Below are 11,242 nucleotides of genomic sequence, written 5' to 3'. Positions count from 1 at the left end.
CCAGTGTTACCACTTTCACGGAATCTGCCATTGTCGGTACTGCTGTTCCTGAAAGTACCAGGCATGCGCTGCATAAAAGTGCGGCTGCGGATTTTGCTTTTTTCATAATAGAAACCTCCCTGATATGTGTTCAATTTTTGATTGAATTTTGTGTTCTTATTGATATTGGTATTATAGCACGTTTGGTTGGGGATTTGTAATTTTTATTGTTCTTTTCTAAATAATTCCAAGTCCCTCCAGCAGGATTTTCACTCCAATAAGAATGAGTATGATTCCACCGCATAGTTCTGCTTTGGATTTGTATTTCATTCCAAAGAGGCTTCCAATCTTGACGCCTGCGGCTGAAGCCGACGAAGGTTACTATTCCAATGAAGGAAACAGCAGGGACGATTGCTACTTTGAGAAATGCGAATGTTACGCCTACTGCAAGTGCATCAATACTGGTTGCGACTGCAAGTAAAAACATGGATTTGACATCCATATCTGCATTGACGTGTTTCTCTTCTCCGGATTCTTTGATCATGCTGATTCCGATAAATAACAGAAGTACAAATGCTACCCAATGGCTGTAGCGGGTTACTTTATCTGCGAAGAATCGTCCTCCGAAGTATCCAATAAGAGGCATTAATGCCTGAAATCCGCCGAACCATGCACCTGCGATGCACATATGTTTTGCTTTGATTTTGCCAAGGGAAAGTCCTTTACAGATGGATACCGCAAATGCATCCATGGACAGCCCTATTGCCAGTATAAACGGTTCAAAAATATTCATGTCTTTTTCTCTCCTTTATCTGTGTAAAATATTTTTATAGAATTGCTGCCGCGGCACAGGAAAGAATCCTGCAAGCAGGATTCTTCGCCTGCGGCGGGTCGCTTCAGCGACATAATTCCTTTCCGCCGCAGTGCGATACTGCCCGGAGGGCTTTTTTATGTCACTGGAACATTACGGAGTAATTTTCTGTGACATAAAAAAAGAGACACACAGACAGTTGTTCTAACTGTCCATGAGTCTCATCGTTTACTGTAATACCGGGTGCGCATTGCACCATTATGTCGATAGTACTACATATCCTTTAGAATATGCCGATTACTCCCTCGCGGAGAATGTCCATATTCTATCATATTGATTATTGTTTATCAAGTAGTCTTTTACAATTTCCATCCGGCAACTTTTCTGCAAAGTTACTGTTCACTCCGTTCTCAGTAACGCGCTTCGCGATGCACAGAATTTATGCTATTCGCATAAATTCGCGCGGTATGTCTCGGGATTTTGGCATTCTCATGCCAAAACACCTCGCGGGATAGTGTCGTGTGAACAGTAACTCTGCAAATTCATCACAGTGAGCCAGTTTTGCCGCTGCGATTACTTCTTCATCCGTTGCATTCTGTTTACCGATTCTGATATTTTCCATAATGGAGTTATTAAACAGCGTGACATCCTGAAATACGATTGAATAGAGAGACTCAGGGTTTTCGGATTTATTGTTTGAGATGTCCATACCACCGACTTTGATCTGTCCTCTGGTGATATCCCAGAAGCGGGATGCTAGTCTGGATACCCTGTATCTGTTCCTGTTCTTCCTGATTTTAATTACCTGACTTATATATTTTACTCCAGGCTTCTTTCAGGCGTTCCAGCGAATATCCGGCATTGGCAGGACTGGTTGACGGGAGTTTATCTGCCTTGATTCCATTTAGCGGAAAAATATATTTCTGATATAGTTCATATGCTTTCCCACCATTCGTATAAATCACCTGGATGTCGGCAGTCTTTAAAATTTCAGAAAGGTCGTTCGGTATCACATTACGAATACTGGCATCGGAAGAGCCTTCGATTTCGCAGCTTTGGATCACATCCCACACTGCAATGTGGTGTGTAAGAAGCATCTTTTTCTTCTCCTCGATTGTCTGTGGTACTTCACAGCCAAGAATACCTGCAAGTACCTTCCAGAATCGGTTCTGTTTATGTCCGTAGAAAAACTTCTGTTCTCGGGACTTCACCGATGGAAAGCTGCCAAGTATCAGAATTCTTGAATTTTCATCGTATACGGGTGCGATTGTGTGTTCTATTTTCATGGTGTTTTGTCCTTCCTTTTATTTATTTTAATCTCATTTACGAATATTATCAAACATTTTCTCATCATTTGTCATTCATTTTATATTCTCACCCCCACCAATTTTCCATAGTTGTTCTTCAAAGCAACCCTCCAACAGGAACATCTTTGAACAGATATGTTCGTGGCAAGGCAAAAGAAAAAGACCAACAGCAGCACTTCAAATTACTACCATTGGTCTTAATGCCCTTAATTTCCAGACATTTCTGCCTTTGCCTATTTTACCCTCGACATCAAAACTACCGTCTCGACATGCGGAATCGTTTTTCACCGCTTTAACAGTACGCGAACCCGCATGGTTACTGGGTTTTTACCCCCCCCTGACATGTTGCTAACATCCGCAATCATAAGGTTAAGACATGGCGTACAGACCGTTTGACTTTGTAAACGTGTGGCGGGTATGCCGATATTTTGTAACACTTTTATAATGCAAAATCATTATAAATACTGCTACCGAATTTGGTAATATATCAGTCCGCAGATTTGTTTTGGGCAGTTTTGCGAATGGCATTAACACCCTTTCAACGTCCCCTTTTATTGAAACCGATATTTTCCTTTTCCATGTCCAGTTACCGGCACAATCACTTCACTATCAACCAACAGTTTTATTAACTTGGAAGCGCCTGATGGCTTTAATCCGGTAATATCTTCTACAATCGTTCTTCCAAAGTAATCTTCTTTTCCATGTTTTGAGAATATTTCTACTGTATGATTTATTGTTTTTTCTGAAATCGTATCTGAGAAAGAAAGTAATTTATTTCGAATGTCCACTTTTGTGTTTTCAATGTCCACTTCTTCACTCTCAATATCCACTTTTGTGTTTTCAATGTCCACTTCTTCAAACACTCCACTAATATGCATCGAACGATTATGAAGTTCATTCTTCTCATCCAACAACAAATTTCTTAAAAACATTTCCAAATACTCAGTTGTCTCATGAACACCATTTTTTAAATCGTTATAATTAGCTCTAACAAGCGCATTCCTAAAATACCATGCGTTCTCCGCAAAAATATCATTGGTTACGTCAAATCCTAGCGTTCTAAGATACTTAATAAAAAATACTGCTGTAGTTCGTGTGTTTCCCTCATGCAATACCACATTGGGACTCACAAAGAAATCTATAATTGATTTCCACTTTTTGAGTACGTTCTTTGCCGGTTCCCTCTGCTTGATACACATATATACTGTCAATCAGTTCAACCAGCATAGAACGGTTTAACTCTGTTACGTTTTCATACTTGCGTATGGTTTCTAAAAATTGGTTTGTATTTTTCGTCTTGTAGTCCTCGGCTTCGATTTTCTCTTTTAATGCCTTACGCCTTTCTTCAAGTTCTCTCTGCTCATTTTCATAAGTTACAGACATTTTCTCAAAACGTCCATCAGAAATCTTTCCTGCTACATTCTGCTCAAACAGCTTCATTATGATACTGTCAATTTCAGCAATACGCTTTTCTGCCAGTTCCAATTCCTGTTTAAACTGCTTGATTTTCTTACCGCCGCCGGATTCACTCAACACCCTCATTTCTTCAATGAACTGGTCGCCTAATGTTTCCATATTCTTGATATGCTTTTGAATGTCGTCCATGACAATCTTCACTAATGCGTCATAGGAAATTGCATGAGTTGTGCAGAGGTTGCTGTTTCTGGCATATGTCCTGCAACGAAATCTCGGCTCTCTCCCGTTTGGATTGGAGAACGCCATATTGCGTCCACAGTCCGGGCATTTTACAAGCCCCACAAACATATTTGGTCGTCCAGTCTTATTTGGTCTTTGCCACAATGTCAAGTGATGAATTCAAAAAAGACAAGCACTATCCAAAGAAAAACTTCTTTTATGGTATCTGCCTATTTTGTTTTCGATAGTTTTAGCTGTGATACATTTAATTTAGGGTGCAAAAAAGCAGGAGACCTTTTCGGATCTCCTGCTTAGTAGAGCTGTGAATATTTAATTGTGGTTGGGTTGCCAGTTATGCAAACTGGAATTTCTGTTATAGATTTACAATCATAATAAATTCCTCGCTATTTTCATTAACAACAGTAAATCCCACTTTCTCGTACATCTTCACTGCATAATTACTTTTCTGAACAGATAAGGATATTTTTGAATATCCAGCTAATCTTTCCACTTGTAATAATTGTTTCAATAATGAAGTTCCAATGCCTAACCCTCTATATTGGGGGCAGACAGACATGGCAAGAGATGGAGTATCATTATCAATGTGTCCATAGTCATTCATAATTCTTACCCAAATAGCTCCTACTACATTTCCCTGAATCTCTGCAACTAAGGCTTTATCATGTTTTCGATTTCCAAACTCGACGATATATTCTTGTAATTCCGGACATTCTATTACTGATTTAGGTGGAGGTTCAATACCTTCCGGAATATAAATCGCTTCGTATAAAAAACCACTTAATAAACAGTATTCTTCGCTTCTCATTTCTCGTATTATATAGTCCATAAGTTTACTCCAAATTCTAATTTCTGGTTTTTACTCAACTTTAGTGTAGCTCTCCATACTAAAAGTTTCCAAATCAAACACTACCGCAACAACATTGTCCTCATTTTCTTCAATAAGCCATAAGCGAGTCCATAATGTTTGGTCATTCATATTGGTAGCAGTTTTATCCTCACCATCGGTAATGATTTTTTCGGGATCTAATTTTGTTACAAAAATGTTTTCGGGTTTAAGTCCTGACAGGCTGCTTTGAAGTTCGTCATCGGTTAGTCCTGCCATTTCCATTGCTTCAGCACCATTATAGTACTCAACATCTCCGTACCAGTAGTTATCGTTAATATCCTCGATGGATTTTAACCACATAAATTTATCTTCAACGAATTTATAACCAGCACCAGAGCCGGTATCTATTTCCCATGTTCCTTGCATCAGTGCATTATCATCGTTATTATCTTTGCTGTCAGTAGTACCGGTGCAAGCAGTAAGGCCAAATAGTGTAAAACAGATAATTAGAATAGCTGATGCAATTCTGAAAAAGCCATTTTTGCGGTATTTAATCATATTCATATCATAGTTCATAGGTAACCTCCAAGTTACATTCTATTTATCTTTGTAACCCGTTCTCCATTGAAAAATGAAGAAAATCTTTTATTCCCGTTCCCGTCTACTCCGCTTTTTCTTCCGGGGGTCTGGCGGAGGGGAGAAGGTCTGAATATAGTCCTGCCGGATCGCTGTCACATCCTGAGAAAGAAAAGCAGCGACACGCTCCTGTTCGGAAGTTTGATCTGGGAAAAAGGACGCAAATTTCTGTGCCAGCTGTTCTTCTTTTTCATCCAGTTTAAGTGTGCCTTCGTATCCAATCAATTCTTTCAGCACAGCAGTAAACTCCTTGTACCGGTCCCCTCGAATATCCAGATCGACTTTCGCTTTGGCCGTCATACCGTTAAGGTAAAGTACCTTCAAGAACGCATCGTTTCCTGACCGATTCATTGTGCCCCATAAAGCCAGCTTTTTTGAGAGCAGCTTCCCGCCAATCAGCATCCAGTTTTGGCTTCGGTAAATTTCCAGATACTTTTTCATGGCCTCATCTTCAAACTCTATTGGCTCAAAGTGTTCTCCATCCAACAGCTGCTCCAACTGTTTTTTGCTGAGAATCTGATTCAGTACCGGTATATTCCGGGTAAGGCGCACATACATAGCGTCTCATTTTCTGAAACAGCGCCACAACCAAAACTGCTGTGCCAAGTAAAAACAGGAAAACTTCTCCGTCCATTTCGATTTTCCCGGTTGCCGTTACCCAGATGCCACGCAAAACAAGCACGACACCAAAGCCCCACAACCCGAAAACCAGCAACTTTTTCAGTGGATGAAAATGAATCCACTCAATGATCCGCACTTGTTGCTTGCCGCTCATCGGTTCATTTCGTAAAAGTCGGCGGGCGATCCACTGATTCAACAGTTGTGGAGTCCATGCAACGCCAAATAGAAAAACTGCAATACCGGCATAAAGGGCAATCCCGATCCAACCAATATCCAGATAAGACTCCAAAAGCAGTAAAAGGATAATGGGCAGAATCATGGTGAGAAAAAGTGGTAAAAATGATTTTTTGCGTCCCTTCTGGAGATTTAGGTCATTGAAAGCAGAAGTAATGCACAGGGCAAAAATCATCACAGCCGATATTCCGCCGGACACCCAGTTTTTAAGGTCGCCAAAACGCATCACATGCTCGACTCTGTGCATATTCGGAAATTTCCCGGTAATACCTGCATAGAGGCAAAATCCCAAATAAGCCAAAGTCAAAAGTGCCCCTGCCAGCTTCAAAATTGTTTTTCCTGAAAGTTTTCGTTTCTCCATCTTCGTCGTTTTCCTATAAAATCACGGTTCCTGTGTCAATTTATCCTTCTGTATCCCAAACAAAGCTATCTACCATGTCCCTGGCGGCCTGTTCCGTGGTTTCTGATCCGCTGAAATTTGTAAGCTGGATCAGGCAGAACCCGTAATCCCTTACAATATAGTATTGCGTGGTGACAATATCGCCCTCGTCGATGGTAAAGATATAAAGCAGATCTCCCTGCTCGGTATAGGTTCCATCCCCGTTCAGTTGAGCTTCAATACCATCCAGCTGCATCAAAATCTGTTGGACGATCGCATCCCGGAACTGCTCATGCTCATCCAGACTATATTTGTTCTTTCCTACATGGATGGAGATGTTGTCCGGCTTTTCATCATTTTCGTGGCCTTCCTCTATATAGAAAATCTGCGAATCAGTAGAATGCTTCTCAGATTTCTCCCATCCCTCCGGGACGGTATAACTTCCGGGAATCGCATGATCTTCAGATGATATTTCGGTTTCGGAAGAAGAGGGTTTCTGCCGATCCGCCACAGATTCATCAGAGGGAGATTGTGGCGATGAAGCCCCATTTTTGCCGCATCCAGCAAGGAGCAACACCATAGTTAATAACACAATTAAGATTTTTTTCATACTCTGATTCCTCTCACTTTATAATACTGGTTATCCGAGTTTGGAAACAATCTGGCAGAACATCTCAACATTTTCTTTCTGCCCCTGAATATCAGAGCCAATCGCATTGTTCATCAAAGAAATTTTCATTTTTTCTTTTCCAAAATGCAGCATTACGACTTTTCTTCCGGGCAGCAGCCCACCCTTGACTTCTGCCTTTGTTATGCTGCTTAAGGGCAGAGAAAGCCGGTTTTCAATTTTTGAGACATTGACGGAATTTACAATGATCATATTCAGGTGTTTCTCGGTAACTCCCAGATAGCAGTAAGCATTGCTCAGTGCGCCTAATGCAGCGGCAGCACCCCCCGTCAGTGTAGAAAGTCCTCCAATCAGTGCATAGGTATCAGCTCCGGCCATGATGACCGCCCATAACTTGCACTGATAGGCTTCGTTTTCCTTCAAAATGGCTTCCAGCATTTCATTTTTATCTTTTTCATTCATTGTAAGCATAATTGTTCCTCCTAATTATTGTTTTAAGTTGAGAACGCCGGATGCAATCCTTTGATAGATGCACCCGGCGTTCAAAAGCATTAGTCTGCTTTCAAATTTTTGTCCAGGATCACCAGTTCGCCGTTGCGTTCAATGATACCAGGCTGAACCACGACGATTTTCAGACCTTCCTGCAATTCCAGATACTGTGAAGCATAACCCCAAACCTTGACCTGATCGCCTTCCTCAAGCTCAATGGCAGTGCTTACAGTACCATCTTCATTCAAAATCTGGTTAGCAATACAGTAGAGCTGGCCGGTTGTATCCTCTGCGATGTAGAGAGACACATCCGAAGCGAGCGGCGTTCCGGCAATAGATTTATATTCACCGACTTCTTCGCCCCAAATAGTACCTTCACTGTAAAATCCAACGACCATATTTTCTTCATATCCCTCGATGATCGCATTGAAATCCTGAGCATACGGCTCCATCTCGGCTTTTGTAGTATCCTTGTAAGCGGCAATCTTTTCATTAGATGCCTGTTCTTTTACCTCTTGCGGCTGATAATCCTTGTATTCAAAAACATTGTCCGAAGCAAGCGTGATTGCTGTGTAGTCATCATCCAGAATGACTTTATAAACAGCAATTTCATCATCATCAACAGTACGATTGATGTCGATATTTCCTGCGGAATTCAGTTTATATCCGTCTACACCTTCCAGCGCCTTTTGTAAAGCTGCGTTGGACATCGCACAGTTGATCCCATTGAGCGTTACAAAGAAATCAGGATTTGGTTGATCCTTATCGGCAGAGTATTCCAGTTCTACCACCGTTCCGCCCTCAGCAGGCTTGCATGGCTCTGTCCCGGCATTTACGATTGCAACATCTATTTCCTGATCGTCTTTGGAAAGTTCCCCATAAATACGCTCGCCGGGTTGCAGAGAAACCTCTGCTGCATCATATTCTTCCGTTTCCAAACTCCAGCCGGCTTGTATCAGCTGGGAAGTTTCCAAAGGAAGCGTATAGTAAGTACCATCCAGTACGAACTCAGGTGTCCCGTCATTTTTCAGCTGAGACAGAATGGCCTCATCCGTACAGCCTTTATCGCTGCCCGCAGCTGCCGGAGCTGATGTCTGAGGTTTTGAGCCGCATCCGGCCAGCATACTGCATACCAGCACACATCCTGTCAGTAAAGCAATCCATTGTTTTTTCATAAGCGTAAATCCTTTCTGCGATTCTATCAAATTTGTTTTATGTATGAACAACTCATATCCTATATAAAGGTCGATTATGCCCCTATCAGCGTCATGACCACATAGAGTACGATAAGCAGGAGCGCAAGACACATTGCACAGAAAACGGCAATCGTCGTTTTGACCCTGTGCCGCTCCTTTAATGTCAGAACCATCATTGCAAGTACATCAAAGGAAAAGAAGAACTGGCAGATTCCAGCTAAAACCGCCAACCATTTCGGATGTATGCCGTCTTTGCATGACTTTATCAGATAAGCGATAGCATAGGGAGCTGCCCCTAATAGAATCCCGTATCCCAAAATCAAAAAAACAATGGTTACCAGTCCGAACAACGCCATCAGCGGCAATGGGAAGAATGCCATCAGCGTTACATATACAGTGATGCTCCCTCCGATCAGGTAGAACGGGATTAGTCCATACTTGATAATCAAAGTGCAGTTCAGCAATGTTTTTCTCGACCACTTTCTTCCTACGGTCAGCACAACAATCAAATTGACGATCCCCATAATAAAGGGCAGAAGGATCGATACTATCTGCAATGTGATTGCATTGCCAAAATGAACTGCCAAAAGAAAGAATGTATAAGACACAATTACATAGAGTACCGGGAGGATATAAATCATTTAGCAGCCTCCTTTCTGCGCCGGATCAACCAGAGAATCAGCCAGATCAAGCAGACTGGGAACGAGAACAAGCCCAAAATAAAAACTCCGGCTCCAAACGATCCAAGGATTGAGTCCCCGGTGGCGATATTGCTGATGATTCCGAACAGTGCCAGACCAACGCTGAAAGAGAGCCAGCAAAAGAAAGCATATTTACTCTCTTTGGCGCTTGCGGGTATTCTTGATTCTCCCTTTTTATTTCCAAGCTGGGTTTTTAGCTGTTCGCTTAGAAGTCGTTCCTGCTTCTCTAATTCAGTGTCTCCGATCGCCCTTGCGTAATCTTCACGAAGTAGGTGATACCCCAGTTTATCCTGCGTATTTTTTGCTCGATGCAAAAACTGCTCCAAAGTTTCTTCCGCTTCTGTCCAGCGCTGTTGTTCCAGCAGAGCGGAGAACCAGTTCGCTGTAATGATGTTTTTGGAATGCTTGCTGAGTGCCCAAGGACGCCAGCGATCCAATCCATGTTTCAAATTCTCAAGGTTGTGATCGCTTTGATATGCCACCACATAGGGGTTAAGTTTCTTTGCCAGCCAGTGTTCATATTTGCAATATGCGAAAAAGCATAGAGCCAGCAGCACAAGGAACACTACAACAGCAATCCACATAGTCTCGTAAGAAAAAAAGTGATCATAAATCAAGCACGCAGCTCCGGAGAGAGCCGCAATGCTGAAAATTGGCCATGGATTTCTCATAATAGCAATATCTCCAATCATCTGTTTGAATAAAGATTCCGATATGGTCAAATTGTCATATCTATATGCAAACATTATAGCATTTGCATGATCTTTCGTCATCATTTTTCTGCTGTACGGCTAGGAATTTAATTGTAAATAAATTATGAATATATCTATTGCAATTTTACAAAAAGAAAAGCCTCATCCCTCGCTGATTGAGAGATGAGGCGAAATGATTATGCTGTAATCTCCGGGATTTCTCCGACAAAGTTATAAACGATTCTGACTTCCTGCACCTTCTGTCCGTCAATCTTCTTGACTTCGCCCACCAAAATTTTGCTGATGAGCCGGTTCAGCACCGCTTCATCCAGTTCTTCAATGGCTGCATAACGCCGGATTTCTTTGATAAAGGTGCGGACTTCATTTTCCTGTTCGTCAGAGTGGCGCATCATCAACAGCAGGTCTCGCAGGCGCTTCTGGTTAGCTTCCTGCTCCTGCTCCAGTGTTGCTGTCAGCTTCATAAAACGCTGCTCAGTCAAGATTCCTTTTGCCTTATCGGTATATAGGCTCAGAAACATCTCATCAATTTCACAATTCCTGCTTTCCAGTCGTTGACATTCCTTCTGTGTCTGGGAAGCGTCCAGAAGATACCGGCGCTCCATCCGGCTGCTCAGCCGCTGATAAAAAGCATCGGCATCTTTGAGCGCAGTCTTTGCCAGCTCCTGAATATCTTTCAGCACAAGATTGTATAAATCTCTGGCTTCGATCTTGTGGCTGGTACAGGCGTTCTTGCCCAGCCTGTTATAGGTCTGGCAGATATAATACGCCTTATCAATCGGTTCCCGCTGTTCGCCGGTAAAACGGTTCTTTCCGGTTCTGCCAACCTTTTCATACCGCACCTGTATGGACTTTCCGCAAGTCGCACAATAAATGATACCGTGGAACAGGTTATAAAAGGGGCAGGAGTTGCCCTTCATAATGGTTGGTCTGCGGTCAATGATTTCCTGCACCTGCTCCCATTCTTCCGGGGAGATGATTGCTTCATGGCAATCCTCGATAATTTCCCAGTCCTCACGAGGGATAATATCATAGGTGTTGGAGCGAATCCCTTTCTGATGTGTCCGGC

General features: G+C 42.2%; 12 protein-coding genes and 3 pseudogenes. All 15 read right to left on the bottom strand.

What is annotated here, in order from left to right:
* Positions 1–216: 216 nt before the first annotated feature.
* Positions 217–772 (bottom strand): annotated as a pseudogene (locus AC058W_RS09935) (manganese efflux pump MntP).
* A 544-nt stretch (positions 773–1,316) separates the two neighbouring features.
* A pseudogene (locus AC058W_RS09930) lies at positions 1,317–1,559 on the bottom strand (ABC transporter ATP-binding protein); the annotation flags it as partial.
* Positions 1,560–1,587: 28 nt separating this feature from the next.
* Positions 1,588–2,076, bottom strand: coding sequence for a DNA-deoxyinosine glycosylase (locus tag AC058W_RS09925; protein ID WP_118516544.1), 489 nt, complete (start codon positions 2,074–2,076; stop codon positions 1,588–1,590).
* Positions 2,077–2,648: 572 nt separating this feature from the next.
* Positions 2,649–3,212: pseudogene (locus AC058W_RS09920) on the bottom strand (Fic family protein); the annotation flags it as partial.
* Complete coding sequence (locus AC058W_RS09915; RefSeq protein WP_278696165.1) at positions 3,202–3,861, bottom strand: DUF4368 domain-containing protein; 660 nt, start codon at positions 3,859–3,861, stop codon at positions 3,202–3,204. The pseudogene AC058W_RS09920 and the gene AC058W_RS09915, both read right to left, overlap by 11 nt.
* A 244-nt stretch (positions 3,862–4,105) precedes the next feature.
* On the bottom strand, positions 4,106–4,579 hold the full coding sequence (locus tag AC058W_RS09910; protein WP_120136707.1) for a GNAT family N-acetyltransferase: 474 nt from the start codon (positions 4,577–4,579) through the stop codon (positions 4,106–4,108).
* Positions 4,580–4,609: 30 nt separating this feature from the next.
* Positions 4,610–5,155 carry a hypothetical protein gene (locus AC058W_RS09905; protein ID WP_015540992.1) on the bottom strand — a complete coding sequence of 182 codons (546 nt, stop codon included), beginning with the start codon at positions 5,153–5,155 and terminating at the stop codon, positions 4,610–4,612.
* 69 nt (positions 5,156–5,224) lie between these two features.
* Positions 5,225–5,656 carry a hypothetical protein gene (locus tag AC058W_RS09900; protein WP_479390025.1) on the bottom strand — a complete coding sequence of 144 codons (432 nt, stop codon included), beginning with the start codon at positions 5,654–5,656 and terminating at the stop codon, positions 5,225–5,227.
* A 25-nt stretch (positions 5,657–5,681) separates the two neighbouring features.
* Complete coding sequence (locus tag AC058W_RS09895; RefSeq protein WP_479390024.1) at positions 5,682–6,431, bottom strand: hypothetical protein; 750 nt, start codon at positions 6,429–6,431, stop codon at positions 5,682–5,684.
* 40 nt (positions 6,432–6,471) lie between these two features.
* Positions 6,472–7,059, bottom strand: a complete 588-nt coding sequence (locus AC058W_RS09890; RefSeq protein ID WP_002592083.1) for a hypothetical protein — start codon at positions 7,057–7,059, stop codon at positions 6,472–6,474.
* A gap of 30 nt (positions 7,060–7,089) precedes the next feature.
* A complete protein-coding gene (locus AC058W_RS09885; RefSeq protein WP_117639769.1) occupies positions 7,090–7,548 on the bottom strand; it encodes a hypothetical protein in 459 nt (152 codons plus the stop codon).
* An 80-nt stretch (positions 7,549–7,628) separates the two neighbouring features.
* Positions 7,629–8,741, bottom strand: coding sequence for a hypothetical protein (locus tag AC058W_RS09880; RefSeq protein WP_004613374.1), 1,113 nt, complete (start codon positions 8,739–8,741; stop codon positions 7,629–7,631).
* A gap of 74 nt (positions 8,742–8,815) precedes the next feature.
* Entirely contained in the window at positions 8,816–9,403 is a 588-nt protein-coding gene (locus AC058W_RS09875) for a DUF6652 family protein (protein ID WP_479390023.1), read from the bottom strand.
* Positions 9,400–10,134 carry an AAA family ATPase gene (locus tag AC058W_RS09870; protein ID WP_227123712.1) on the bottom strand — a complete coding sequence of 245 codons (735 nt, stop codon included), beginning with the start codon at positions 10,132–10,134 and terminating at the stop codon, positions 9,400–9,402. The genes AC058W_RS09875 and AC058W_RS09870 overlap by 4 nt, the downstream gene beginning before the upstream one ends.
* Positions 10,135–10,352: 218 nt before the next feature.
* Positions 10,353–11,242: DUF4368 domain-containing protein (locus tag AC058W_RS09865; protein ID WP_479390022.1), on the bottom strand; the 890-nt coding region annotated here is incomplete at its 5' end.

Source organism: Blautia sp. CGZ-1-C1 (genome assembly GCF_056504575.1).
The sequence above is the reverse complement of the archived record's forward strand: the minus strand, read 5'-3'. Positions and strand labels throughout refer to the sequence as shown.

Coding starts and splice junctions, on each gene's coding strand:
- AC058W_RS09875 (WP_479390023.1), bottom strand. CDS start 9,403: ATGATTTATATCCTCCCGGTACTCTATGTAATTGTGTCTTATACATTC.
- AC058W_RS09885 (WP_117639769.1), bottom strand. CDS start 7,548: ATGCTTACAATGAATGAAAAAGATAAAAATGAAATGCTGGAAGCCATT.
- AC058W_RS09915 (WP_278696165.1), bottom strand. CDS start 3,861: ATGTTTGTGGGGCTTGTAAAATGCCCGGACTGTGGACGCAATATGGCG.
- AC058W_RS09900 (WP_479390025.1), bottom strand. CDS start 5,656: ATGAAAAAGTATCTGGAAATTTACCGAAGCCAAAACTGGATGCTGATT.
- AC058W_RS09880 (WP_004613374.1), bottom strand. CDS start 8,741: ATGAAAAAACAATGGATTGCTTTACTGACAGGATGTGTGCTGGTATGC.
- AC058W_RS09905 (WP_015540992.1), bottom strand. CDS start 5,155: ATGAACTATGATATGAATATGATTAAATACCGCAAAAATGGCTTTTTC.
- AC058W_RS09870 (WP_227123712.1), bottom strand. CDS start 10,134: ATGAGAAATCCATGGCCAATTTTCAGCATTGCGGCTCTCTCCGGAGCT.
- AC058W_RS09890 (WP_002592083.1), bottom strand. CDS start 7,059: ATGAAAAAAATCTTAATTGTGTTATTAACTATGGTGTTGCTCCTTGCT.
- AC058W_RS09925 (WP_118516544.1), bottom strand. CDS start 2,076: ATGAAAATAGAACACACAATCGCACCCGTATACGATGAAAATTCAAGA.
- AC058W_RS09910 (WP_120136707.1), bottom strand. CDS start 4,579: ATGGACTATATAATACGAGAAATGAGAAGCGAAGAATACTGTTTATTA.
- AC058W_RS09895 (WP_479390024.1), bottom strand. CDS start 6,431: ATGGAGAAACGAAAACTTTCAGGAAAAACAATTTTGAAGCTGGCAGGG.